Raw genomic sequence first — 24,085 nt, forward strand, 5'->3', positions numbered from 1 at the left:
GTCCCCTCTCCCGACCCACTTCGTGGGGCACCCTCCCCCGCAGAGGGGGGAGGGTTATGGGCGGTGCGGATCATCCGTTGAGGACGATCCTCACCACCCCTGCCACTCGGCCTTCCGCGGCAGCGTCACGGTCTTGACCGGCTCGAGCTTGATCGTGCCGGCCTTCATCAGGTCGGGCAGCGCCCCGTCGGTCGGGCCGGAGACCTTGGCGCGGTAGATGTGGACCTCCATCATCCCGCGATGGTCGGTGGGCGACCAGGTCGAGGGGACGCAGACGCCCTCCATGCCGGCCGGCACCCAATCCTTCTTCTGGTAGAAGCCCTTGCGGACGTTGGGGCCGGCGAGCCCACCGTTGTCCTTGGCCCAGGCCAGCGCCTCGGTCATGTAGAGGGCGGCGCAGATGCCGGTGTAGTAATGCACCGGCCGGTAGGCGGTGCCCGCGGCGTCCGAGACCTTCGAGATCTCGCCTGCCATCGCCATACCCGGCGCGGTGCTGCCGCTCACCGCCGCCGTCCGCACCGGGAAGACCACGCCGTTCGCCGCCTCGCCGGCCGCCTTGGCGGCGTTCTCGTCCATGCCCCAGACGTTGCCCATGAACTGGATGTCGGTGCCGACCGACTTGCAGGACTTGAGCAGCGAGATGTTCGAGCCGCCGGTATTGCCGAGATAGGCGTAGTTCGCCCCGGCATTCTTGGCGGTGAGGCATTGCGCCGTGTAGTCGCCGGGCGCCAGCGCGAAGACGATCGCCGGCAGCACCTCGAAGCCGAGATCCTTCGCCATCGCCTCGCCGGCTTCCTTGGGCGAGTTCGGGTAGGGGTGGTTGCCGCCCATATGGACGTATTTCGGCTTGCCGGTCTTGCCCTTGGCCTTCCAGTCGTCGGCGGCCCAGAGCAGCATGGCGCGCAGCGCGTCGGAGTAGGACGGACCATAGAAGAAGTTGTAGGGCGCGGCCTTGGCCTTGCCGCTGGCGCCGGTCGGGTCGCTCACCTGCGCGGCGTAGCTCCCTGAGATGTACGGCACCTCGTCCTTGGTGACGAAGGCCGACAGCGCCTCGGTGTCGGCGGTGCCCCAGCCCTGGATCGCCGCGACCTTGTCGCGCCCACCGGTCCACTTCTTGTAGAGCGCGACGGCGCGCGGCACCTGGTAGCCGTAATCGACCGATTCGACATTCATCTTCTCGCCCTTGATGCCGCCCTTGCGGTTCACGTAGGCGAGCGCGTCGGCCACCCCCTGCGCGTAGGGCACGCCGACGTCGGAGGTGGCGCCGCTCTGGTCGGCGAGGTGGCCGATCGGGATCTCGGCGGCGAGGGCGGGCACTGCCAGAGCGAGGGTGGCGGCCGAGGCGAGGGACAGGCCAAAGGACAGGCGAAGCATGGGTCTGGTTTCCTCCGGTGGGTGGGCTGGTTTCCTCCAGCCTCGTCGATGGGTTCAGTGCGAGAACGGGTAGAGCTTCCAGTACGCCTTGATCTGGCGCCAGCGGTGCGCGAGCCCGTCGGGCTCGAACATCAGGAACAGCACGATCACGAGGCCGATCGCCATCTCGCGCAGGAAGGACAGGTTGTCCTTGAGCGACAGCGCCCGGTCGAGGGAGGAGCCGCGCACCGCGTCGGTGATCCAGCCCATGGCTTCCGGCACCAGCACCATGAAGGCGGTGCCCATCAGCGTGCCCATGATCGAGCCGAGGCCCCCGATGATGATCATGCCGAGGAACTGGATCGAGAGCAGGATTCCAAAACCCTCGACCGAGACGAATTGCAGGTAATGGGCGTAGAGCGCCCCGCCGATACCGGCGAAGAAGGCCGAGAGGCCGAAGGACAGGGTGCGGTAGCGGGTGAGGTTGATCCCCATCATCTCCGCCGAGAGGTAGTGGTCGCGCACGGCCACCAGCGCCCTTCCGTCGCGGGAGCGCATCAGGTTGGTGGCGAGCACGAAGGTCAGCACCAGGTAGGCCAGCACGACGTAGAAGTAGCGGTGGTCGGTGTCGAAGGCGAAGCCGAAGATCGAGAAGGCCTCGGCGGCCGTGCCGGCGACGCCCCCGGTGAACCAGTTCGCCCGGGCGAAGAAGTCCTGCAGGATGTACTGCGCGGCGAGCGTCGCGATGGCGAGGTAGAGGCCTTTGAGCCGGGCCGCCGGTAGGCCGAAGATGAGGCCCACCGCCGTCGTCATCACGCCGGCGAGCGGGATCGCGAAGAAGACCGGGATGCCGTAATTGTTCGACAGCCAGGCCGACGCGAAGGCGCCGAAGCCGAAGAAGGCGGCGTGCCCGATCGAGATCTGGCCGGTGAAGCCGACCAGGATGTTGAGGCCCAGAGCCGCCACCGCGAAGTAGCCGATCTGGATCAGCAAGCTCAGCCAGTAGCGGTCGAGGACGAGGGGGGCGAGGCAGAGCAGCGCCAGCCCCGCCCAGACCGCGTAGCGGCTGCCGGCGGTCGGGAAGATGGTGGTATCGGCGGCATACGTGGTGCGGTAGTCGCCGGCGGGGATCAGGCTCTGGGTCGCCATCAGACGCGCTCGATGTCGCGGGTGCCGAACAGGCCGTAGGGCTTGATCATCAGGATCACCACCAGGACGTAGAAGGGAACGATCTCGTAGAGGTTGCCCCAGTGCAGGTACTGGCCGTCGACGTATTGCGCGACGTTCTCCAGCACCCCGATGACGAGGCCGCCGATGACCGCGCCGACGACCGAGTCGAGCCCGCCGAGGATGACGGCCGGGAACACCTTGATGCCGTAGAGCGACAGGGCCGAGGACACGCCGTTGACGATGCCGACCACGATGCCGGCGACCGACGAGACCACCGCCGAGATCGCCCAGGCCATCGCGAACACGTTGCGCACCGAGATGCCGAGCGACTGGGCGACCTGCTGGTTGAAGGCGGTGGCCCGCATGGCGAGCCCGTGCTTCGAGTAGCGGAAGAACCACGCGAAGCCCGCCATCATGGCGACCGAGATGCCGAGGCTCATGAGATACACGGTCTGGATCTCGAGACCGAGGAACGACACCGACTGGGTCTGGAAGATCGGCGGGAAGGGCTGGGCGAAGACGCCGAACAGCCACTTGCACAGGGCCTGGAAGAAGATCGACAGGCCGATCGTCACCATGATGACCGAGATGATCGGCTCGCCGATCAGCGGCCGCAGCACCACCACCTGGAGCGCGATGCCGAAGACCAGCATGAAGGCGAAGGTGATTCCCATGCCGACCAGGAACGGCAGCTGGTAGGTGGTGAGCAGCCACCAGCACACCCAGGCACCGATCAGCAGGAACTCGCCCTGGGCGAAGTTCACGACCTGGCTCGCCTTGTAGATCAGGACGAAGCTCATCGCGACCACGCCGTAGAGGGCGCCGACGATCAGCCCGTTGACGACGAGCTGGAGCAGCAGATGGGTGTTCATGGCCTCAAGGCCCCTATTCGGCGGCGGCGAGGGTGGCGGGAGCCGCCGTGAGGTCGATCACCGGCAGGGTGGTGCGGATGCGTTGCGTCGTGCCGTCCTGGAACCGGATCACCGTATCGACCCGGTAGCTCGGCGCGCCGGCATAGATCGTGTCGATCAGGTCGCCGTACTTCTCGTTGATGACGCCGCGGCGGACCTTGCGGGTGCGGGTCAGCTCGCCGTCATCGGCGTCGAGTTCCTTGTAGAGCAGCACGAACTTGGCGACGCGCTGCACGTCCGTCAGCCCGGCATTGACCCGCACGACCTCACGGCGGATCAGCTCGATCACCGCCGGCTTCGCGGCGAGGTCGGAATAGGTGGTAAAGGCGATGCGGTTCTTCTCGGCCCATTTGGCGACGACCGCATAGCGGATGCAGATGAGCGCCGCCAGGTACTCGCGCCCGGCGCCGAGGATGACGGCTTCGGCGACGTAAGGGCTGAACTTCAGCTTGTTCTCGATGTATTGCGGCGAGAAGCGTTCGCCGTTGATGTTGACGGCGAGGTCCTTGATCCGGTCGATGACGACCAGCTCGCCCTTCTTGTCGACGTAGCCGGCGTCGCCCGTATGCATCCAGCCGTCGCGCACGTCGCTCGGTGTGTCGGGACCGGCCTTGTAGTAGCCGTGGAACATGTTGGCGTGGCGGGCCAGCACCTCGCCGATGCCGTTCCGGTCGGGGTCGAGCACCCGGATCTCGATGCTGTCGTCGAACGGCACGCCGACCGTGTCGAAATCGACCGTCCCGCCCCGGTGCAGGGTGTAGGCGCCCAGCGTCTCGGTCTGGCCGTAGAGCTGGCGCAACGGCACGCCCATGGCGCGGAAGAACCGGAACGTGTCGGGGCCCAGCGCCGCACCACCCGTCGCCGCCGAGGTCAGCCGCGTGAAGCCGAGGCGGTCGCGCAGGGCCCGGAACAGCAGAGCCTCGGCCGCGCCGGAGCGTTTCCCCTGGTCGAGGGCGGACAGTCCCATCGTCATCCCTCGCTCGTAGAGGGCGCGCTTGAAGGGCGAGGCGTCCATCATCCGGGCGCGCACGTCGGCGGCCAAAGCCTCCCAGACCCGGGGGGCGAACAGCACGAAGGTCGGGGCGATCTCCCGGAAATCGTGCATCAGCGTGTCGGCATCCTCGACGAAGTTGACCTTCATCCGGGAGAGGAGGGCTTGGCCGAGCGCGTAGACCTGCTCCATGATCCAGGGCAGCGGCAGCACCGAGACGTAATCGTCCTGCGGCCCCTTCGGGTCGGCGGCGAGGTAGCGGGCGCAGTGGCGCAGCACCCGGCCCCCGCTCAGCATCGCCAGCTTCGGCCGCGCCGTGGTGCCGGACGTGGTGCAGAGGATCGCCACGGCCTCTCCTTCCGTCGCATCGACCATCCGGTCGTAGAGGCCGGGATCGGTGGCGTGCCGGGCCTCGCCCCTGGCGGCGAGCGCTTCCGCCGAGATCAGCCGCGGGTCGTCGTATTTGCGCATCCCGCGGGGATCGCAATAGACGATATGGCGCAACGACGGCACGCCGTCGGCAAGATTGAGGAGCTTGTCGACCTGCTCCTCGTCCTCGGCGATCACCGCCTTCACCTCGGCGAAGGCGAGGAGATACTGGACCTCGTCCTCCAGCGCGTCGCGGTAGAGGCCGAGCGACAGGGCGCCGAGCGCATGGGCGGCGATCTCGCCGGCCACCCAGTCGGGCCGGTTGTCGCCGATCAGACCGACCACGTCGCCGTTATCGATGCCCAATTCCGAGAGGCCGAGCGCGAAGGCGCGGGTGCGGGCGTGGTACTGGCCCCAGGTCGTCGGGCGCCACAGCCCGAAGATCTTTTCGCGCAACGCGACCTCGTCCGGATGCTCGGCGGCGTTGCGGCGCAGGAGCTTCGGGAAGGTGTCGGCGGCCTGCGCGATGGTCGAGAAATCGGTCGTCACGACGCGGCCCTCGCCGGTTCGGGAGCCGCCGGCTCCTCGTCTTCCTCGCCGAGATAGGCCTTGCGCACATGCGGATCGGCCAGCACCGCCTCGGGGCGGCCGAGCGCGATGCGGCGGCCGAAATCGAGCACCATCACCCGGTGCGAGATGTCCATGACCACGCCCATGTCGTGCTCGATCATCACGACCGTCATGCCGAACTCCTCGTTGAGATCGACGATGTAGCGGGCCATGTCCTCCTTCTCCTCGAGGTTCATGCCGGCCATCGGCTCGTCGAGGAGGATCAGCTTTGGCTCCAGCGCCATGGCGCGGGCCAGTTCCACCCGCTTGCGCAAGCCGTAGGAGAGGGTGCCGGCGGGCGCTTTCCGGTAGGCCTGGAGGTCGAGGAAGTCGACGATCTCCTCGACGCGGCGGCGATGCGCCAGTTCCTCGCTTTGCACCCCCGGCAGCCAGTAGAGCGAGCCGGTGACGAAGTTGTTGCGCATCAGGTGGTGGCGCCCGACCAGGATGTTGTCGAGCACGCTCATGTGGTGGAACAGCGCGAGGTTCTGGAAGGTGCGGCCGATGCCGAGCTTCGGACGCTGGTTCGGCGTCGCCTTCGTGATGTCGCGGCCGTCGAGCAGGATCTGGCCCTCGGACGGCTTGTAGCGGCCCGAGATGCAATTGATCATCGAGGTCTTGCCGGCGCCATTGGGGCCGATGATCGAAAAGAGCTCGCCCTTCTCGACCGCGAAGCTGACATCCGTCAGCGCCTTCACGCCGCCGAAGCGCAACGAGATCTGGCGAACCGCGAGGGTCTCCGCCACGCCTGATCCTCCCTGGGATGGCGGCCGCGCTCGTCACCGGCGCCGCTCTGCCTGTGGTGGATGCCCGGTATGCGTCCGGGTCATCCGCCTTGGAAATACGTTCGACTGTTTTTTTCCGAGCGTCAAGTGCTACACTGGCGCGACGAAAGTCGAGGGGCGGCAGGCCCCGTGAGGGTGGGATCGGGGTCGACATGGCGCGTATCGCAGGCTCGTCGGGACCGCGGACGGAGGAGGCCATCCGGCGGGCGGGGCTCGGCCTCATCGCCACCCACGGCTACGCCGCCATGAGCCTGCGCCAGCTCGCGGCCGAGGTCGGCATCCAGCAGGGCTCGCTCTACAACTACTTCCGCAACAAGCAGGAATTCCTGTTCGACCTCATCCGCGGGCATATGCTCGACCTGCATGCGGCCCTCGACGCGGCGCTTCTCCCCGAAGGAAGCGCCGAGGCGCGGCTGACCCGGTTCACCGCGTTCCACGTCGCCTACCATGTCGAGCGGCCGCAGGAGGTCTTCATCTGTTACTCGGAGCTGCGCAGCCTCGAGCCGGACAACCTCGCCGCCGTGGTGGCGATGCGGCGCGACTACGAGCGCAAGCTCGGCGAGATCCTCGATCACGGCTGTGCGACCGGCGAGTTCCGCCTCGCCGACACGCGGATGGCGACGCTCGCCATCCTCGCCATGCTGTCGGGCATCTGCACCTGGTACAAGCCGGAGGGGCGCCTTTCGACGGACGGGTTGCAGGAGATCTTCACCGGCATGGTGCTGGCGCTCGCCCGGGGCGAGACACAGGCGCTCGCCCGGGGGGAGACGCAGGCGCTGGCCCGCGGCGAGGGCGCGATGGAGAGCGTCGCGGTGCCGCCGCGACGGCGCCGGGCGTTGCGGGCCGGGACCGGGTAGGCCCCGGCGGCCGGCTGCGCGGGGACCTCTCGTGCCAGATCTCGCCGGCGATCGACAGTCTTCGGCCGACGATGCCCTGTTGCGATGCTTTCGGGTCCCGTACGTCCGCCGCCGCAGCGGAAAGGTCGGAGTATTCGCACCCGGGCGTGGCTTGTTTCATGCGCGATGTCGTGACGACTTCACGTTGTCTGGCCTCTTGGACCGTGATGGTCTTTTGTGCGGGATGTCGAATGGCTCGCCCGCAGAAATTCTTTCGAGACGAATTCCATATACCGTCCATTCACGCTTCTGCCTCAATTTCGGATGGCATTCCGGCGAGGACCGGAACCGGAGCGGCCGTTCGATGTTCGTGCTTACCCTTCCCCGCAAGTTCGCCCTCCTGATCGCGCTCGCGGGCCTCAGTCTGATCGCCCTCGGCGGGATCGCGCTCACCTACCAGTACGATGCGATGATGGCGCAGCGCATCGACCGGCTGTCGGTCATGACCGAGGCGGCGGCCAACATCGTCGACCGCTACCGGCAGAAGGCGGAAAAGGGCGAGATGACCCAGGCGGCGGCCCGCGAGGCGGCGCTTGCCGATATCGGGGCGATGCGGCACGGCCGCGACAACTACGTCTACGTCAACGATGCCGCCGGCACGGTGATCGCCCACCCCTCCGCGAAGGTGGTCGGCCGCAACCTGATGGGCATGGCCGATCCCACCGGCTTCCGCTTCGTCGCCGACGTCATGCCCCGCGCCAAGCGCGACGGCATGGCGACGTTCCGCTACGTCTGGGCACAGGAGGGGCAGGCGGCGCCCGTGCCGAAGATCGGGCTCTTCCGCTACTACGCGCCGTGGGACGTCTATATCGGCGTCAGCGAATACGTCAGCGACCTGCGGGCGATGATCGTCGAGCAGGTCCAGCGCCTCGCCCTCGCCGGTCTCGTCATCATGCTGGTGCTCGCCGCCGCCTCGCTGCTGATCGTCCGCTCGGTGGTGCGGCCGATGGAGCGCCTGCGCAAGACGATGACCACCCTCTCGGAAGGGCGCACCGATTTCGCGGTGCCGGAGGCCGGACGGCGCGACGAGGTCGGGGCGATGGCCCGCGCCGTCCTGGTCTTCCGCGACAACGCCATCGAGCGCGAGCGCCTGCGCGGCGAGAGCGAGGCCGAGGAGATGTGCCGGATGCGCCGCGCCGCGGCCCTCAACGACCTGATCCAGGGCTTCGAGACCTCGATCACCGGCGTGGTGGCCGGCGTCGCCAGCGCCTCGGGCGAGCTGCGCGGTACCGCCCAGGCGATGACCGCCACCGCGACCCAGACCGCCACCCAGTCCACCACCGTGGCCGCCGCCGCCGAGGAGGCGTCCTCCAACGTCGAGACCGTCGCGGTCGCAGCGGAAGAACTCGGCGCCTCGGTCCAGGAGATCGGCCGCCAGGTCGACGGCTCGGCCCGTCTCGCGCAGGCCGCCGTGGCCGAGGCCGGGCGGACCGCGCAGCAGGTCCGGGCGCTGACCGAGGCCACCGCCCGGATCGGCGACGTGGTCGGGCTGATCTCGTCGATCGCCGCGCAAACGAACCTGCTGGCGCTCAACGCCACGATCGAGGCGGCCCGGGCCGGGGCCGCCGGCCGGGGCTTCGCGGTCGTGGCGGCGGAGGTGAAGGAGCTGGCCGGCCAGACCGCGAAGGCGACCGAGGAGATCACCGGCCAGATCGCCACGATCCAGGCCTCCACCGGCCAGGCGGCCGGCGCGATCGGCCAGATCACGGCGCGGATCGAGGAGATCTCGACCGTCGCGACGAGCATCGCCGCGGCGGTGGAGGAGCAGGGCGCGGCGACCCAGGAGATCGTGCGCAACGTCGCGCAGGCGGCCGCCGGCACCGGCGAGGTGACGGGTAACATCGCCGGTCTGGCGGGCGCGGCGGAGGAGACCGGGGCGGCGGCGAGCCAGGTGCTGGTCTCGGCCTCGGAGCTGTCGCGCCAGTCCGAACGCCTCTCGGCCGAGGTCGAGCGCTTCCTGCTCCAGGTGCGGGCCGCATGATCCCGGGCGGCCTTGAGTCGCCCGGCGACGGCGCCCGCATGGAACGGCCTGGAGCAGCGCCCGTCACGGGGGGACGATGCTCCGGCCGCCGATGCGGGCGCCGTGCCTGATTCTGGGAATCGATGATGAACGTCAGGATACCGCCGGTTTGGTCGTAGTTGCCGAGCGGTGAGATGCGCAGGACATGGTAGCAAGCCTTGGCGCCGTCAGCCGAGCGGCCGCTCGTCGGCGATGACCTTGCCGTCGTTGGGCAGGCTGCCCGATGCCACGAGGTCGACCGTGCCGCGCAGCTTCGTCACCGCCCGCAGGGTCTCGGCGACGGCCTCCGCCAGGGTGGCGTCCGTCGTCCCGGCTTCCGCACGGAGCGTCATGGCGTCGGCCTCGTTTGCCCGGGTCACCACCAGGCGCAGGCGGCCGAGCCCGGGGTGGCGGCGGGCGATCTCGGCGACCTGCTCGGGGCGCACGAACATGCCCTTCACCTTGGCGGCCTGGTCGGCCCGGCCCATCCAGCCGCGGATCCGGCCTTTGCCTGAGGCCGCCGTGAGGTCGCCGAGGGCGTAGCGGATCAGCGGCCGGTCGAGGTCGGGCACCGTGACGACGATCTCGCCGACCTCGCCCTCCGGCACCGGATCGCCGGTGCCCGGCCGCACGATCTCGAGGATCAACCCGTCGCCGACGAGGAGACCGGGCTCGCCCGGCGTCTCGTAGGCGATGAAGCCGACATCGGCGGTGGCGTAGGCTTGTGCTGCGGCGATGCCGCGCTCCTTGAACTCGGTCTGGAGCGAGGGCGGGAAGGCCGCGCCGGAGACCAGGGCCTTCACGATCGACGACACGTCCCGTCCGGCCTTGGCCCCGGCATCGAGCAGCACCTTGAGGAAGTCCGGCGTGCCGACATAGCCGGCCGGGCGGTAGGCCTCGATCAGGTCGAGCTGCTGCTCGGTATTGCCGGGCCCGGCCGGAATCACCGCGCAGCCGAGGGCGCGTGCGGCGGTGTCGAAGATGAACCCGCCCGGCGTCAGGTGATAGCCGAAGGTGTTGAGCACCACGTCGCCCGGCTCGAAGCCCGCGGCGGCGAGCGCCGGCGCGCCGCCCCACGGATCCTCCCCCGCCCGCTGCGGCTCGAAGATCGGTCCCGGCGAGGTGAACAGGCGGGGAAATGCCCCGGCCGACCCCGGCACGAAGCCGCCGAAGGGCAGCGCCTCGCGCTGGCGCGCCGGCATCTCGCCCTTGCGCAGGACCGGCAGGCGGGCGAGCGCCGCCCGGTCGGTGACGGAAGCCGGGTCGATGCCGGCGAGGTGGGCGGCGTAGGCCGGGGCCTTCAGGGCGGCGCCGAGGGCGGCCGGCAGGCGGGCGAGGGTGGCTTCAGGGGCGGTGGCGGGCGGGCTGGCTGTGTGAGGCATGGCGTGGTGTCCTCCCGGGATTGGCCCGCGCGTTGATCGCGCGGTGTGTCAGAGTCGAAGCAAATGGCTCGTCATGACGACGCCGGCAGCATGGTTGCCTGTCGATCCGAGCCCCGATGAGCAAAGAGCTGCAACGATCGCTGCGTCATGGCGCACATGCAGAGCAGCATCCCGAATTCGCGGCGTGGTTTTCAAGGCTGTGCGATGCAACGGCGTTCGCTCAGATCGCGAAAAGAATCGATCGGCTGGCGCTCGGGAACCCGGGGGGACGTGACACCGGTTGGCGATGGCGTGAGCGAGATGCGCATTCATGTCGGCCCCGGGGACAGAGTCCATTGCGTCCGTCGCGGCGGGGAGATCGTCATCCTCCCGTGCGGCGGTGATAACTCCCGTCAGCCGCGCGATATCCGCCGAGCGAAGGCCGTGGCGGCGTCTCCCTGAATGTCGTTGGCGACGCCCATGACCGAATGCCCTGCTCACCCCTACGATACGGCGGACGACCTCGACAGCCCAGAACGGATCGCCGCCTATCTCGACGCCGGGCTCACCGAGGACGATCCGGCCCTGGTCGCTCACGCACTCGAAGCCGTCGCCGATGCTCCGCGACGGCTGCCCCCGACTTCGCCTCACCCCACCCGCGCCAGCAGCCGTTCCGCCCGGCGCAGGTGCGGCCGGTCGAACATCTCGCCGTCGATCCCGACCACGCCGACCCCCGCCGCCGCGGCGAAGGCGGCGACCACCTTGCGCGCCTGGGCGACGGCCGCGGGCGCCGGGGTGAAGGCCTCGTTGATGACCGGAACTTGCGCCGGGTGGATCGCCATCTTGCCGACGAAGCCGTCGCGGCGGGCCGCGCGGCACTCGCGGGCCAACCCGTCGAGATCGCGAAAGTGAGCGTTGATGGTGTCGATCGCATCGACCTCCGAGGCGGCCGCCGCCATCAGGGTCAGGTTGCGGGCCAGTTGAAACGGTGCGCTCCAGGCGCCGTCCTCCCCCCGGTTGGTCTCGGCGCCGATATCGGCGGAGAGATCCTCCGCCCCCCAGGTGACGCCGGAGAGCCGCGGGCTCGCTCCCGGCAGGGTCTGGAGCGCGAAGACCGCCCGCGCCGTCTCGGTGGCGATCGGCAGGATGCGGGTGGCGCCGTCGGGCAGCCCGTATTCGGCCTCGTGGACGGCGAGGCGCGCGCCGAGATGGGCGACGCTCACGCCCCCCTCGGCCTTCGGCAGCATGATCCCGTCCGGGGCGTGCGGCATCACGGCGGCGAGGTCGTCCTCGGTGAGCCCGGTGTCGAGGGCGTTGACGCGGACATAGAGCTTCGGGCGTCCCGCCCGATCCCGCATCCGCGCCAGGAAGCCGGCGGCGACCTCGCGGGCCTTGGGCTTCTCGGGCAGCGCGACGGAATCCTCCAGGTCGAGGATCAGGGCGTCGGCCCCGACCTCCAGGCCCTTCTCCTGCTTGCGGGCTGAATCACCGGGGACGAACAGCAGCGAGCGCATGTCTCTAAGCCTCCGCGGCCGGGCGCTTGTGCATCATCGCCTGGCGGCGGCACTCGGCCACCAACGTGCCGTCCTGGTTGTAGGCGCGGTGGACGAACTCGACGATGCCGGCGGTGGGCCGCGAGCGCGATTCGCGCTTGGCGACGACCTCGGTCGTCACGCTCACCGTGTCGCCCTCGAAGAGCGGCGCGGGGAACCGGGTCTCGGTCATGCCGAGATTGCCGATCGTGGTGCCCACCGTCGTATCGTTGACCGAGATGCCGATCATCAGCCCGAGCGTGAACAGCGAGTTCATCAGGGGTTTGCCCCACTCGGTCTCGGTGGCGCAGAAATGCGCGTCGATATGGAGCGGCTGCGGATTGAGCGTCATGTTGGAGAACAACATGTTGTCCATCTGCGTCACCGTGCGGGTGAGGCGATGGCGAAGCGTCGCGCCGACCTCGAAATCCTCGAAGTACAGCCCGCCGCGCGGATGGGTCGAAGCCGGAATCGTGCTCACGCGGCGTCCTCCGTCGTCAGGGTGATCAGGCGGGCGCCCTCGGCGACCTGCTGGCCGGCCTCCGCCGCCACCTCGGCGACGGTGCCATCCGAGGGGGCGGTGAGCGCGTGCTCCATCTTCATCGCCTCGACCACGGCGAGGCGCTGGCCGCGGACGACCTTGTCGCCGGGGGCGACCAGCACCGCGACGAGGCGGCCATGCATCGGCGCCTTGATGGTGCCGCCCTGGTCGATGTGGTCGAGATCGACCGCGAAGGGATCGGGCGGGGCAAGCGCGATCTGGCGGCCCTCGGCCAGCACCAGCACGCCGTTCGGCGCGTCGATCACGGTCAGGGACGCGGGCTCGGGGCCGTCCGTGCCGTACTCCACATTCAGCCCGGGCGCCCCCCAGCGCAGCCCGGCCTCGGCCGGCTCGCCCTCGAGCACGAAGGGGAACGCCTGGTGCCGGGCCTCGCCGAGCTGGAATCCGTCCGCCGCGTCCCAGGGCGAGCCGGCGCGGGCCGGATTCTCCCGCGCCACCAGCACCCGGATGCCGGCGCGGATCGCGGCGTCGCGATGCGGGCTCGGTGCCGTCAGGGCGCCGAGGTCGCGATCGATGAAGCCGGTATCGAAGCGGCCCGCGCGGAAATCCTCCGCCTCGGCCAGCGCCTTCAGGAAGGCGACGTTGGACTTCGGCCCGGCCACCAGGGTGCGGCCGAGCGCGCCCGCCAGCCGGTCCAGGGCCTCGTCGCGGGTGGCGCCGTGGGCGATCACCTTGGCGATCATCGGATCGTAGAACGGGGTCACCCGATCGCCCGCCCGCACGCCGGTATCGACGCGGATGCCCTCGCCCTCGGGGAGCCGGAGCGCCCGCAGGGGGCCGGTCGAGGGCAGGAAGCCGTGATCCGGGTCCTCGGCGTAGAGCCGCGCCTCGACGGCGTGGCCGTGGATTGCGAGACCCGCCTGATCGACCGGCAAGGTCTCCCCGGAGGCCACCCGGAACTGCCACTCGACGAGGTCGTGGCCGGTGATCGCCTCGGTCACCGGGTGCTCGACCTGGAGCCGCGTGTTCATCTCCATGAACCAGAAACCGTCGACTCTCAGGCCCTCGCGGCCGTCGGCGATGAACTCGACCGTGCCGGCGCCGACATAGCCCACGGCCTTGGCGGCCTCGACGGCGGCGCGGCCCATGGCGGCGCGCACCTCGTCCGGCATGCCGGGGGCGGGCGCCTCCTCGATCACCTTCTGGTGGCGGCGCTGGAGCGAGCAGTCGCGCTCGAACAGGTGGACGGCGTTGCCATGGGCATCGCAGAAGACCTGGATCTCGACGTGACGCGGCGAGAGCACGTACTTCTCGACCAGCACCCGCGGGTCGCCGAAGGCGTTCTGCGCCTCCCGCTGCGCCGAGGCGAGGGCGTCGGCGAAGCCCTCCGGCCCCTCGACCCGGCGCATGCCCTTGCCGCCGCCGCCGGCCACGGCCTTGATGAGGACCGGATAGCCGATCGCCGCCGCTTCCGCGGCGAGGAAATCCGGGTCCTGGCGGGCGCCGTGATAGCCCGGCACCACCGGCACGCCGGCCTCGGCGACGAGAGCCTTCGCGGCATCCTTGAGGCCCATGGCGCGGATGGCGGAGGCGGGCGGGCCGACGAAGACGATGCCGGCCTGCGCGCAGGCATCGGCGAAGTCCGGCCGCTCCGACAGGAAGCCGTAGCCCGGATGGATGCTCTCGGCCCCGCTCGCGCGGGCGGCCTCGAGGATGCGGTCGATGCGCAGGTAGGAGTCGGCGGCCGGCGCCGGGCCGATGCAATGGGCCTCGTCGGCCAGCGCCACGTGGAGGGCGTCGCGGTCGGCGTCCGAGTAGACCGCGATGGTGCGCATCCCGAGGCGCCTGGCGGTGCGGATCACCCGGCAGGCGATCTCGCCGCGATTGGCGATGAGGACGGAGGCGAGGCGGCGATGGGTCATGGCTGTCCTCACATCCGGAACAGGCCGAACCGGGTCTCCGGCACCGGCGCGTTGAGGCAGGCCGAGAGCGACAGGCCGAGCACCCGGCGCGTCTCCTCGGGCAGGATGATGCCGTCGTCCCACAGCCGCGCCGTGGCGTAGTAGGGGGAGCCCTCCTCCTCGAACCCGGCGCGGATCGGCGCCTTGAACGCCTCCTCGTCCTCCGGGCTCCAGGCGCCGCCGCCGACCTCGATGTTGTCGCGCTTGACGGTGGCGAGCACGCTCGCCGCCTGCTCGGCGCCCATCACCGAGATGCGCGAGTTGGGCCAGGCGAACAGGAAGCGCGGCGAGTAGGCCCGGCCGCACATGCCGTAATTGCCCGCGCCGTACGAGCCGCCGACGATCACGGTGAGCTTCGGGACGGCGGCGGTGGCCACCGCAGTCACCAGCTTCGCGCCGTTCTTGGCGATGCCGCCGGCCTCGACCTCGCGCCCGACCATGAAGCCGGAGATGTTCTGGAGGAAGATCAGCGGGATGCGGCGCTGGCAGCACAATTCGATGAAGTGTGCCCCTTTCAACGCGCTCTCCGAGTAGAGGATGCCGTTATTGGCCAGGATCCCGACCGGCATGCCGTGGAGGCGGGCAAAGCCCGTGACCAGCGTGGTGCCGTAGAGCCGCTTGAACTCGTCGAACTCCGACCCGTCGACGAGGCGGGCGATCAGCTCGCGGGCATCGTACTGCTTGCGCAGATCCACCGGCACCAGGGCGTCGAGGTCGTCGGCCGCATAGGCCGGATCGACGGGGGCCGCGATGTCGAGATCGGGCCGCTTGACGGTGTTGAGGCCGCCGACGATGCGGCGCAGGATGGCGAGCGCGTGGGCGTCGTCGGTGGCGTAGTGGTCGGCGACGCCCGACAGCCGGGCATGGACGTCGGCGCCGCCGAGGTCTTCGGCCGTCACCACCTCGCCGGTCGCGGCCTTCACGAGCGGCGGGCCGCCGAGGAAGATCGTGCCCTGGCGGCGCACGATCACGCTCTCGTCCGACATCGCCGGCACGTAGGCGCCGCCCGCGGTGCAGGAGCCCATCACGCAGGCGATCTGCGGGATGCCGGCCGCCGACATCTGCGCCTGATTGTAGAAGATGCGGCCGAAATGCTCGCGGTCGGGAAAGACCTCGGTCTGCTGCGGCAGGTTCGCGCCGCCGGAATCGACGAGGTACAGGCAGGGCAGCCGGTTCTGGAGAGCGATCTCCTGCGCCCGCAGGTGCTTCTTGACCGTGAGCGGGTAGTAGGTGCCGCCCTTGATGGTGGCGTCGTTGCAGACCACCATCACCTCCCGGCCCGCCACCCGGCCGATGCCGGTGATGATCCCGGCGGCGTGGATCGCCTCGCCGTACAGGCCGTGAGCGGCGAGCCCCCCCACTTCCAGGAAGGGCGAGCCCGGATCGAGCAGGCGCAGGACCCGGTCGCGCGGCAGCAGCTTGCCGCGGGCGACGTGTCGCTCGCGGGCCCGGGCGGGGCCGCCCGCCGCGGCCGTCGCCCTTTGGGCCTTGAGGGTGGCGCGCAACTGCTCCCACGCGGCGCGGTTCTGCTCCGCCGCCCCGGAGGTGAGGTCGGCACTGGTGGGGATGACCGGCATCGGCTCTGACCTCAGGCGGACGTCGTTACGCGGATTTGGCGAAGAGCTCGCGGCCGATCAGCATCCGGCGGATCTCGCTGGTGCCGGCGCCGATCTCGTAGAGCTTGGCGTCGCGGAGCAGCCGCCCGGTCGGGTAGTCGTTGATGTAGCCGTTGCCGCCGAGCAGCTGGATCGCGTCCAGCGCGCATTGCGTCGCCCGCTCGGCGGCGTAGAGGATCGCGCCGGCCGCGTCCTCCCGGGTGGTCTCGCCGCGGTCGCAGGCCTGCGCCACCGCGTAGACATAGGCCTTGGCGGCGTTGGTCGAGACGTACATGTCGGCGAGCTTGCCCTGGACCAGCTGGAACTCGCCGATCGCCTGGCCGAACTGCTTGCGCTCGTGGACGTAGGGCATCACCACGTCGAGACAGGCCTGCATGATGCCGAGCGGCCCCGCGGCCAGCACCGCCCGCTCGTAATCGAGGCCCGACATCAGCACGTTGACGCCGCGGCCGACCTGGCCGAGCACGTTCTCCTCGGGGATCTCGCACTCCTCGAAGACCAGCTCGCAGGTATCCGAGCCGCGCATCCCGAGCTTGTCGAGCTTCTGGGCGGTGGAGAAGCCCTTCATGCCCTTCTCGACCAGGAAGGCGGTGATGCCGCGGGGGCCCGCCTGCGGGTCGGTCTTGGCGTAGACCACCAGGGTCTCGGCGACCGGACCGTTGGTGATCCACATCTTGGAGCCGGTCAGGACGTAGCGATCGCCCTTCTTCTCGGCGCGGGTGCGCATCGACACCACGTCCGAGCCGGCGCCCGGCTCCGACATGGCGAGCGCCCCGACATGCTCGCCGGAGATGAGCTTCGGCAGGTACTTGCGCTTCTGCGCGTCCGAGCCGTTGCGGGTGATCTGGTTGACGCACAGGTTCGAGTGCGCGCCGTAGGACAGGCCGACCGAGGCCGAGGCCCGCGACACCTCCTCCATCGCCACGCAATGGGCGAGGTAGCCGAGGCCGAGGCCCCCGTACTCCTCGTCGACCGTGATGCCGTGGAGACCGAGCGCCCCCATCTCGGGCCAGAGGTCGCGCGGGAAGGTGTTGGTGCGGTCGATCTCCTCGGCCCGCGGCGCGATCTTCTCCTGCGCGAAGCTGCGCACGCTGTCGCGGATCGCCTCGGCGGTCTCGCCCAGGCCGAAATTGAACTCACGCGCGGCGTTCGGGATCATCGGCGCCCTCCCTGGATTTTCCCCATTCATACGAACGATCGTTTTTTAAGACAAGCCTGCTCGGCTCGCCTGCGCGGCGCCATTTCGCGCCTCCGTGGACGCTCACGGACGCCGATCCGTTGCAACGAGAGACGGCGGCCCGTATATCTTCCTGTCATGCGGAAGAGTTTTTGTACCGATCATGGGTGAGCGAGCCAACTTGCTCCGCCCTCCCGAAGCGGCCTTCGTCTCCGGTACCGCCGTGAAGGTGGTCGACCGCGCGATCGACGAGCATGTGCTGCCGAAGGGCTTCTACGTGCTCGACGGCGGCCGCCGGCTCACGCCCGGTGGCTGCGTCATGATCGCGTTCTACCACGCGGCGGCCGACACCTTCACGCCGGGCCTCCGCAAGCACATCATCACGCGCTTCGAGAATCGGCTGCGTCACGTCGAGTTCGAACAGTGCAAGGCGCTTGCGCGCCAGAACTGGACGCTCGGCGAGCGTTATTGGAGCATCGACCTCGCACCGTTCATCGCGCGCACGGCGTGCGGCTACGAGCGGCTGCGCGAGGCCGAGGCTGCCGTGTCGCGCGACGAGATGGTGATGAGCGGCGCCGACGTGCTGCGCGGGACCCGCGTACCGGTGCACGATATCGCTGCTTCGGCGGGGGCCGGCGAGCCGATTGCGCGCATTCGCGACGCCTACCCGTTGCTGACCGAACACCAGATCCAGCTCGCGTTCATCTACGCCACCGCCCATCCGCAGCGCGGGCGGCCGCGCGGCACTGCCTTGCCTGCCAGCACTCGGCTCGTCGAGCGCAAGCGCGTGCCGCGCAAGACCGCAGGATGAAGTTCCTGATCGATGAATGCCTGAGCCAGCGCTTGACGACCATGGCCCGGGACAGAGGCTATGCGGAATCCTTGCACGTCCATTGGCCCGGTCTCGGCGGAATCCAGGACTGGACCTTGATTCGACGCGCGGTCGACGAAGACTGGACGCTGGTGACCAAGAATTCCTAGGATTTTCGCGGTCCCGCCAATGCCCCGGGCAAGCCCGGTCTGCATGCGCGGCAGCCAATCCATGCCGGGCTCGTCTGCTTGAACGGCCCGCCCGGCACGAACCTCGCGCTGCAGGAGGAACTGTTCGACATCGCGCTGGACGAGATTGCCGCCCTGGGCGACGATCTGGTCAACCAAGTGCTCGAGGTGACGGACGAGGAGTCGGATGTCGTGGTCGAGCGCTACCCCTTACCGGTGATCTGACGCAGGCGAACCGTCCACGGGCCTGCCGAGGCGCGACAACGACCCTTCTCGAGGCCGAGCGGACCGGGCCCGTCGTCCTCACCCCCGCGCCGCCGCCCGGGCGATCCGCGCCGCCCCCGGCCCCGCCGCGGCGGCATGGGCGGCCGTCCGCGCTCGCGCCGTCCGATGGCTCGCATGGGTGATGGCGATCGCCAGCGCGTCGGCGGCGTCCGCCGTGTCGGCGGTGGCCTTCGGCAAGAGGAAGCGCACCATGGCGCCGACCTGATCCTTCTCGGCGTGGCCGGCGCCGACCACGGTCTTCTTCACCAGGTTGGCGGCGTATTCCGCCACCGGCAGGCCGGCCAAGGCCGGCACCAGCAGGGCCACGGCGCGGGCGTGGCCGAGCTTCAGGGTCGCCTGGGCGTCCTTGTTGACGAAGGTCTCCTCCACCGCCGCCTCGTCGGGCATCATCGTGACGACGACCTTGGTCAGGCCCTCGTGCAGGGTCCGCAGGCGGGTGGCGAGGTCGTCGTCGCCGTTCGACGTCACGGTGCCGCTCGCCACGAAGGCGAGGCGGGTGCCCGTGACGGTGATCAGGCCCCAGCCGGTGCGGCGCAGGCCCGGATCGATGCCCAGGATGCGGATCACGTCGCTCATCGCCGCTCGATTATCCTTGCCGTGGGTGCAGGCGGCGCCCGCATCATGCCGCGAAACCGTCCCGGCGCGAAGAGCGGAGCCTCTTAGCCGGGAAACGGCTGCGCCGCCACCACGGGACGTTCCGTGAACAAGCTTGCGCCCGACACCCTTGACGAATCGTAGCCGTGGGCCGCGTGGTGACGTGATACCGACGGTCGTTTTCAAAGACCGTCGGTATCACGAGGCGGACCCGTCGCTGCCGCCCTGGCCACCGGCGGCGTGCCGCTCGCCGTCGTCTGGCTCGCCGCCCGCGCGCCTCCGTGCGTCAGGTCCGCGACAACCTGACGGCCTGTTGCGGCGTCTCGACCCTGGTCTCGGGGGGCCCGGCGACCGGGGGGCTCACCGGCCCCCGCTTGGCGGAAGCCCTGCCGCTGTCCCATCCCACCAGCCCTTTTCGGCGTGGAGCCCGTGCTGGCCGCGATAGGGCGCCACGTCCGGGCTCTGCCAGCCCTCCGTCAGCTCCGGTGCCAGCCGGTAGACCTCGACGGCGAGCGGCCGGCAGACCTCGATCGGGTCGCGGGCGTCGGGCCCCCAGAGCGGCACCGAGAGATCGCCGCCCGGACAGGTCGAGAGGGCGCAGAGCAGGTCGATCTCGGCGAAGAACTCGAGGTAGTCGCCGGGCTTCGCCGGGCAGTCGCGCATGAAATACATGTCGTCGTGGTTGAGGCCGGTGACCTGGAACACGTTGAGCACGTCGTGGACGTCGAACTCGGTCAGGCCGAACGGCATCACCGCGCGGACCAGGTTCGAGTGGCAGTGGAAGTGGAAGTCCTGGCCGGTCAGCAGCTTGTTGACGTAGGGATCGCAGCGGGTTCCCAGCAGGTCGTGGACCCGGCCGCCATACTCGTCGGTGCCGTAATTCGCCAGCGTGTCGGCCGTGATGGTGACGAGCGGGCGCAGGAACGGCAGGGTCGACCACAGCCGGTCGAAGGTGGTGACATGGGCGCCCTGGAGCTGGCGGGTGCGCGCCGCCCACAGCCGCTCGCGCGGGTCGTGCCGGTTCCAGATGTTGAGGTCGCCGACCTGCGGCCCCTCCGGCGCCACGACGCGGAAGACGTGGCCCGCCGGCACGCTCCAGGCCCGGCCGGTGCGGATCGGGAGGGTGAAGCTCTCGACGAGGGTGCGCCCGCCGGTCTCGGCGGCGATCCGCTCGTAGAACGGCCGATCGACCGACAGGGCCGAGCCCTTGCTGACCTGATAGGCGGCCGGAAAGTCCTTCATGCCGGGTTGCTCCTGGTGAGGTGGCGGCGCCAGGAGTGGCAGAAGAGAAGGGGAGGGGCAAACGAGCGGGAACATGGCGCGGGGTTCTCCTCTCCCCGCCCGCGGGGAGAGGAGAACGGCCCCTACTCCGCCGCCGTCGCGAGGAGGGCCTCCTTGCTGCGGAACCGCGCCAGCAACGCCGCCTCCTCGGCCGTCACCGCCTCCAGGTTCTTCGCCTTCACCGGTCCGTAGCCCCGGATGCGCTGGGGCAGGCCGGCCAATCCCACCGCCGTCGCGTGATTGGCCGGCGTCAGGTCGCGGGCGATCTCGGCCAGCAGGACCTCGAAATCCTGCACCAGCCGCCGCTCCTCGCGCCGTTCCCGGGTGTAGCCGAACGGATCGAGGGCGGTGCCGCGCAAGCGCTTCATCCGGGCCAGCACCCCGAAGGCCTTCATCACCCACGGCCCGAAGGTCATCTTGCGCGGCCGGCCTGTGGCGGGGTCGCGCCGGGCCAGCAGCGGCGGCGCGAGGTGGAACTCGTAGCGCAGGGCCTCGCCCTCGAAGGTGCGCTCGACTTGCGCCTTGAAGCTGCCGTCGGTGTAGAGCCGCGCGACCTCGTACTCGTCCTTGTAGGCCATGAGCCGGAACAGCGAGCGGGCGGCGGCCTCCGCGAGCGCCGACTGGCCGGGCACCACGGCCGCCTCCCGCGCCCGAAGGGCCGCGACCGCCTTCGCGTAGCGCTCGGCATACGCCGCATCCTGGTAGGCGGTGAGGAAGGCGACCCGCTTGGCGATGACGCCGTCGAGATCCGGCGCCAGCTCCGGGGCCGGGACCTCGACGGCCCGCATCGTCTCTGGCGACGCCGCGGCCCGCCGCCCCCAGGCGAAGGCCGCGAGGTTCATCGCCACCGCCTCGCGGTTGAGCTCGATCGCCTTGAGGAGCGCGGCCCGCGACAGCGGCACCCGCCCGCGCTGCCAGGCATAGCCGAGCATGAACATGTTGGCGGCGAGCGCATTGCCGAGCACCGAGACCGCGAGGCTCGTCGCGTCGGTGAAGTCGGCGCTCTCCGCGCCGGCGGCCTCGCGGATCGCCCGCTTGATCCGCTCGGCCGGCAGGGAGAAGTCGGGCCGGCGGGTGAACTCGCCCGGCATCACCTCGGCGGTGTTGACGACGAGGTGGGTGCGGCCCTTGGCGATCGCCGAGAGCACCTTGCGGTTGCCGCTGACCACGAGGTCGCAGCCGAGCACCAAGTCGGCGGCGCCGGCCCCGACCCGGATCGCGTGGATGTCCTCCTGCCGGTTGGCCAGCCGCACGTGGCTGAACACCGCCCCGCCCTTCTGGGCGAGGCCGGCCATGTCGATCATGCCCAGGCCCTTGCCCTCGAGATGCGCCGCCATGCCGAGGATCGCCCCGATCGTCACCACGCCGGTGCCGCCGACGCCGGTGACGATCAGGTTGTAGGTCCCGGCGATCTCCGGGACGACCGGCTCGGGGACGCCCGCATCCGGCGCCTCCTTGCTCGCCGCCGCCGGGAGGTTCACCGGCTTGCTGCGGGGCTTGGCGCCATGCACCGTCACGAAGGACGGGCAAAAGCCCTTCACGCAGGAAAAGTCCTTGTTGCAGCCCGACTGGTCGATGCGGCGCTTGCGGCCGAACTCGTTCTCGACCGGCTGCACCGCGACGCAGTTCGACTGCACCGAGCAATCGCCGCAGCCCTCGCAGACGAGTTCGTTGATGATGACCCGCTTGTCCGGGTCCGGATAGGCGTTGCGCTTGCGCCGGCGGCGCTTCTCGGAGGCGCAGGTCTGGTCGTAGATCATCACCGAGACGCCCGGCACGGTGGCCAGTTCCCGCTGCACCGCATCCAGCTCGTCGCGGTGGTGGATCGTCAGCCCGTGCGGCCAAGTCACCGTCGAGGGATATTTGTGCGGCTCGTCGGTGACCAGCGCGATGCGCTCGACGCCCTCCGCCCGCACCTGGGCGGCGATGCGGTCGACGGTGAGCCCGCCCTCGTGCGGCTGGCCGCCGGTCATCGCGACGGCATCGTTGAACAGGATCTTGTAGGTGATGGTGGTGCCGGTATCGACGGCCCAGCGCAAGGCCAGCGAGCCCGAATGGTTGTAGGTGCCGTCGCCGAGATTCTGGAAGACGTGGCCGCGCGTCGAGAAGGCGTTCTCGCCGATCCAGTTCGCGCCCTCGCCGCCCATCTGGGTGAAGCCGTCGGTCTCGCGGTCCATCCACTGCGCCATGTAGTGGCAGCCGATGCCCGCATAGGCCCGCATGCCCTCCGGCACCTTGGTCGAGGAATTGTGCGGGCAGCCGGCGCAGAAATGCGGGATCCGCGCCGCGATGTCGGCGGTCTGCGCCAGGCGCTCCTGCGCGCCCTTGAGGCGCGCGACGCGGCCGGCGAGGTCGTCGTTGCGGTGGTAGCGCAGCAGCCGCTCGCCCAGCGCCACCGCGATGTCGTTCGGATCGAGCGCGCCCTTCACCGGGAAGAGCCAGCGGCCTTCTTCGTCGCGCTTGCCGATGCAGACCGGCTGATGGCGCGACCCGTACAGCTCCTCGCGCAGCTGCACCTCGATCAGCGAGCGCTTCTCCTCCACCACCATCACGAGGTCGAGGCCGTCCGCGAACTCCGCGAGTTCGCGACGCGACAGCGGCCACGGGCAGGCGACCTTGTAGAGGCGAAGCCCCATGTCGTTGGCCTTGACCTCGTCGAGGCCGAGGTCGTCCATCGCCTGGCGCACGTCGAGATAGGATTTGCCGACCGTGATGATGCCGATCTTCGGCTGGCGCCCGCCCGAGAGCACGATCCGGTTGAGGTTGTTGGCGCGCACGAAGGCCATCATGGCGTCGCGCTTGAAGTCCTGGAGGCGGGCCTCCTGCTCCAGGATGCCGTCCGGCGTGCGGATGTTGAGCCCGCCCGGCGGCATCAGGAAATCGTCGGGGAGAAGAATCTTCACCCGGTCGAGGCGCGCATCGACGCTCGCGGTCGATTCGATGTTCTCCTTCACGCACTTGAAGGCGACCCAGGTGCCGCAATAGCGGCTCATCGCGTAGCCGTAGAGGCCGTAATCCAGAATCTCCTGCACGCCGGCCGGGTTCAGGATCGGCGACATGACGTCGACGAAGTGGAACTCCGACTGGTGCGCCACGGTGGAGGATTCCGCCGTGTGGTCGTCGCCCATCAGCGCCAGCACGCCGCCGTGGCGCGAGGTGCCGGCCATGTTGGCGTGGCGGAACACGTCGCCGGAGCGGTCGACGCCGGGTCCCTTGCCGTACCAGAGGCCGAACACGCCGTCGTAGCGGCCCTCGCCCCGCATCTCGGCCTGCTGCGCCCCCCAGATCGCGGTGGCGGCCAGCTCCTCGTTGAGGCCGGGCTGGAACACGATGCCGGCTTGATCCAGGACCTTCTTCGCCCGCACCAGGTTCTGGTCGAGTCCGCCGATCGGCGAGCCGCGATACCCCGACACGAAGCCCGCGGTGTTGAGCCCCGCCGCCCGGTCGCGGGCCTGCTGCATCAAGAGCATCCGGATCACCGCCTGGGTGCCGGTGACGAAGACCTGGTCGCGGGAGAGATCGTACTTGTCGTCGAGGCTGACCGGCCGAAGGGACGGGGTGGTCGCGGGCGAACCCATCGCGTGTTCCTCTCCTCCTCGCGCGGTGCGGGCCGGTTTCACCGGCCTCTCGGGACCACGCCGATTAAGTCAGGAAGGCTGACATTTCCGGGGGCGGGCGTCAACGCGGCCTGGAG

At 69.8% G+C, this 24,085-nt stretch carries 20 protein-coding genes; 6 read left to right on the forward strand and 14 right to left on the reverse strand.

The window, feature by feature from the left end:
- Nucleotides 1–90 precede the first annotated feature (90 nt).
- From G4G93_RS28795 to G4G93_RS28815, 5 genes are read right to left on the reverse strand one after another with little or no spacing between them, the layout of a single operon-like run.
- Nucleotides 91–1,374, reverse strand: a complete 1,284-nt coding sequence (locus tag G4G93_RS28795; protein ID WP_165089698.1) for an ABC transporter substrate-binding protein — start codon at nucleotides 1,372–1,374, stop codon at nucleotides 91–93.
- Nucleotides 1,375–1,428: 54 nt separating this feature from the next.
- Nucleotides 1,429–2,502: a branched-chain amino acid ABC transporter permease gene (locus G4G93_RS28800; RefSeq protein WP_165089701.1), complete on the reverse strand. Its 1,074-nt coding sequence runs from the start codon at nucleotides 2,500–2,502 to the stop codon at nucleotides 1,429–1,431.
- Nucleotides 2,502–3,395, reverse strand: a complete 894-nt coding sequence (locus tag G4G93_RS28805; protein WP_165089703.1) for a branched-chain amino acid ABC transporter permease — start codon at nucleotides 3,393–3,395, stop codon at nucleotides 2,502–2,504. Before G4G93_RS28805 ends, G4G93_RS28800 begins: the two co-directional genes overlap by 1 nt.
- 13 nt (nucleotides 3,396–3,408) lie before the next feature.
- The gene (locus G4G93_RS28810; protein ID WP_165089706.1) at nucleotides 3,409–5,343 is read right to left on the reverse strand and encodes a long-chain fatty acid--CoA ligase; all 1,935 of its coding nucleotides are present in this window, start codon (nucleotides 5,341–5,343) and stop codon (nucleotides 3,409–3,411) included.
- Nucleotides 5,340–6,149, reverse strand: a complete 810-nt coding sequence (locus tag G4G93_RS28815; protein ID WP_165089709.1) for an ABC transporter ATP-binding protein — start codon at nucleotides 6,147–6,149, stop codon at nucleotides 5,340–5,342. Before G4G93_RS28815 ends, G4G93_RS28810 begins: the two co-directional genes overlap by 4 nt.
- Nucleotides 6,150–6,340: 191 nt before the next feature.
- On the opposite strand from G4G93_RS28815, the gene G4G93_RS28820 reads away from it, so the two are divergent.
- Both G4G93_RS28820 and G4G93_RS28825 read left to right on the forward strand, forming a co-directional pair.
- Nucleotides 6,341–7,045: a TetR/AcrR family transcriptional regulator gene (locus G4G93_RS28820; RefSeq protein WP_165089711.1), complete on the forward strand. Its 705-nt coding sequence runs from the start codon at nucleotides 6,341–6,343 to the stop codon at nucleotides 7,043–7,045.
- Nucleotides 7,046–7,388: 343 nt separating this feature from the next.
- Entirely contained in the window at nucleotides 7,389–9,065 is a 1,677-nt protein-coding gene (locus tag G4G93_RS28825) for a methyl-accepting chemotaxis protein (protein ID WP_165089714.1), read from the forward strand.
- Between the two features lie 206 nt (nucleotides 9,066–9,271).
- On the opposite strand, the gene G4G93_RS28830 is transcribed toward G4G93_RS28825, so the two are convergent.
- The gene (locus tag G4G93_RS28830; RefSeq protein WP_165089716.1) at nucleotides 9,272–10,465 is read right to left on the reverse strand and encodes a phenylacetate--CoA ligase family protein; all 1,194 of its coding nucleotides are present in this window, start codon (nucleotides 10,463–10,465) and stop codon (nucleotides 9,272–9,274) included.
- Nucleotides 10,466–10,765: 300 nt separating this feature from the next.
- Between G4G93_RS28830 and G4G93_RS36815 the strand changes: the two genes are divergently transcribed.
- On the forward strand, nucleotides 10,766–10,906 hold the full coding sequence (locus tag G4G93_RS36815; RefSeq protein WP_409513831.1) for a hypothetical protein: 141 nt from the start codon (nucleotides 10,766–10,768) through the stop codon (nucleotides 10,904–10,906).
- 185 nt (nucleotides 10,907–11,091) lie between these two features.
- Here G4G93_RS36815 and G4G93_RS28840 read toward each other — a convergent pair whose 3' ends face one another.
- From G4G93_RS28840 to G4G93_RS28860, 5 genes are read right to left on the reverse strand one after another with little or no spacing between them, the layout of a single operon-like run.
- Nucleotides 11,092–11,958, reverse strand: coding sequence for a CoA ester lyase (locus tag G4G93_RS28840; RefSeq protein ID WP_165089719.1), 867 nt, complete (start codon nucleotides 11,956–11,958; stop codon nucleotides 11,092–11,094).
- A gap of 4 nt (nucleotides 11,959–11,962) precedes the next feature.
- On the reverse strand, nucleotides 11,963–12,457 hold the full coding sequence (locus tag G4G93_RS28845; RefSeq protein WP_312892289.1) for a MaoC family dehydratase: 495 nt from the start codon (nucleotides 12,455–12,457) through the stop codon (nucleotides 11,963–11,965).
- Complete coding sequence (locus G4G93_RS28850) at nucleotides 12,454–14,400, reverse strand: acetyl/propionyl/methylcrotonyl-CoA carboxylase subunit alpha (RefSeq protein ID WP_165089722.1); 1,947 nt, start codon at nucleotides 14,398–14,400, stop codon at nucleotides 12,454–12,456. Before G4G93_RS28850 ends, G4G93_RS28845 begins: the two co-directional genes overlap by 4 nt.
- 8 nt (nucleotides 14,401–14,408) lie before the next feature.
- Nucleotides 14,409–16,016: a carboxyl transferase domain-containing protein gene (locus G4G93_RS28855; RefSeq protein ID WP_165089724.1), complete on the reverse strand. Its 1,608-nt coding sequence runs from the start codon at nucleotides 16,014–16,016 to the stop codon at nucleotides 14,409–14,411.
- Between the two features lie 25 nt (nucleotides 16,017–16,041).
- Entirely contained in the window at nucleotides 16,042–17,214 is a 1,173-nt protein-coding gene (locus tag G4G93_RS28860) for an isovaleryl-CoA dehydrogenase (protein WP_165089727.1), read from the reverse strand.
- A 199-nt stretch (nucleotides 17,215–17,413) separates the two neighbouring features.
- Between G4G93_RS28860 and G4G93_RS28865 the strand changes: the two genes are divergently transcribed.
- The 3 genes from G4G93_RS28865 to G4G93_RS36200 all read left to right on the forward strand — a co-directional run bounded on the left by G4G93_RS28865 (nucleotide 17,414) and on the right by G4G93_RS36200 (nucleotide 18,456).
- Entirely contained in the window at nucleotides 17,414–18,043 is a 630-nt protein-coding gene (locus G4G93_RS28865; protein ID WP_165089730.1) for a DUF433 domain-containing protein, read from the forward strand.
- On the forward strand, nucleotides 18,040–18,213 hold the full coding sequence (locus G4G93_RS36195; RefSeq protein ID WP_246737084.1) for a DUF5615 family PIN-like protein: 174 nt from the start codon (nucleotides 18,040–18,042) through the stop codon (nucleotides 18,211–18,213). The genes G4G93_RS28865 and G4G93_RS36195 overlap by 4 nt, the downstream gene beginning before the upstream one ends.
- A 78-nt stretch (nucleotides 18,214–18,291) precedes the next feature.
- Complete coding sequence (locus tag G4G93_RS36200) at nucleotides 18,292–18,456, forward strand: hypothetical protein (RefSeq protein ID WP_246737085.1); 165 nt, start codon at nucleotides 18,292–18,294, stop codon at nucleotides 18,454–18,456.
- Nucleotides 18,457–18,534: 78 nt separating this feature from the next.
- On the opposite strand, the gene ruvC is transcribed toward G4G93_RS36200, so the two are convergent.
- The 3 genes from ruvC to G4G93_RS28885 form a co-directional block, all read right to left on the reverse strand.
- Nucleotides 18,535–19,092, reverse strand: a complete 558-nt coding sequence (gene ruvC, locus G4G93_RS28875; RefSeq protein ID WP_165089733.1) for a crossover junction endodeoxyribonuclease RuvC — start codon at nucleotides 19,090–19,092, stop codon at nucleotides 18,535–18,537.
- Between the two features lie 378 nt (nucleotides 19,093–19,470).
- The gene (locus G4G93_RS28880; protein WP_165089736.1) at nucleotides 19,471–20,352 is read right to left on the reverse strand and encodes a DUF1989 domain-containing protein; all 882 of its coding nucleotides are present in this window, start codon (nucleotides 20,350–20,352) and stop codon (nucleotides 19,471–19,473) included.
- Nucleotides 20,353–20,474: 122 nt separating this feature from the next.
- Complete coding sequence (locus G4G93_RS28885) at nucleotides 20,475–23,969, reverse strand: indolepyruvate ferredoxin oxidoreductase family protein (RefSeq protein ID WP_165089740.1); 3,495 nt, start codon at nucleotides 23,967–23,969, stop codon at nucleotides 20,475–20,477.
- Between the last annotated feature and the right edge of the window lie 116 nt (nucleotides 23,970–24,085).

This window comes from Methylobacterium sp. DB0501, from assembly GCF_011043735.1.
GTDB lineage: Bacteria > Pseudomonadota > Alphaproteobacteria > Rhizobiales > Beijerinckiaceae > Methylobacterium > Methylobacterium alsaeris.

Bases quoted from the DNA above. Each gene is read 5' to 3' on its own strand.
- G4G93_RS28840 (WP_165089719.1), bottom strand. From the start codon at position 11,958: ATGCGCTCGCTGCTGTTCGTCCCCGGTGATTCAGCCCGCAAGCAGGAG.
- G4G93_RS36195 (WP_246737084.1), top strand. From the start codon at position 18,040: ATGAAGTTCCTGATCGATGAATGCCTGAGCCAGCGCTTGACGACCATG.
- G4G93_RS28860 (WP_165089727.1), bottom strand. From the start codon at position 17,214: ATGATCCCGAACGCCGCGCGTGAGTTCAATTTCGGCCTGGGCGAGACC.
- G4G93_RS28825 (WP_165089714.1), top strand. From the start codon at position 7,389: ATGTTCGTGCTTACCCTTCCCCGCAAGTTCGCCCTCCTGATCGCGCTC.
- G4G93_RS28795 (WP_165089698.1), bottom strand. From the start codon at position 1,374: ATGCTTCGCCTGTCCTTTGGCCTGTCCCTCGCCTCGGCCGCCACCCTC.
- G4G93_RS28800 (WP_165089701.1), bottom strand. From the start codon at position 2,502: ATGGCGACCCAGAGCCTGATCCCCGCCGGCGACTACCGCACCACGTAT.
- G4G93_RS28805 (WP_165089703.1), bottom strand. From the start codon at position 3,395: ATGAACACCCATCTGCTGCTCCAGCTCGTCGTCAACGGGCTGATCGTC.
- G4G93_RS28880 (WP_165089736.1), bottom strand. From the start codon at position 20,352: ATGAAGGACTTTCCGGCCGCCTATCAGGTCAGCAAGGGCTCGGCCCTG.
- G4G93_RS36815 (WP_409513831.1), top strand. From the start codon at position 10,766: ATGCGCATTCATGTCGGCCCCGGGGACAGAGTCCATTGCGTCCGTCGC.
- G4G93_RS28885 (WP_165089740.1), bottom strand. From the start codon at position 23,969: ATGGGTTCGCCCGCGACCACCCCGTCCCTTCGGCCGGTCAGCCTCGAC.
- G4G93_RS28855 (WP_165089724.1), bottom strand. From the start codon at position 16,016: ATGCCGGTCATCCCCACCAGTGCCGACCTCACCTCCGGGGCGGCGGAG.
- G4G93_RS28850 (WP_165089722.1), bottom strand. From the start codon at position 14,400: ATGACCCATCGCCGCCTCGCCTCCGTCCTCATCGCCAATCGCGGCGAG.
- G4G93_RS28820 (WP_165089711.1), top strand. From the start codon at position 6,341: ATGGCGCGTATCGCAGGCTCGTCGGGACCGCGGACGGAGGAGGCCATC.
- G4G93_RS28830 (WP_165089716.1), bottom strand. From the start codon at position 10,465: ATGCCTCACACAGCCAGCCCGCCCGCCACCGCCCCTGAAGCCACCCTC.
- ruvC (WP_165089733.1), bottom strand. From the start codon at position 19,092: ATGAGCGACGTGATCCGCATCCTGGGCATCGATCCGGGCCTGCGCCGC.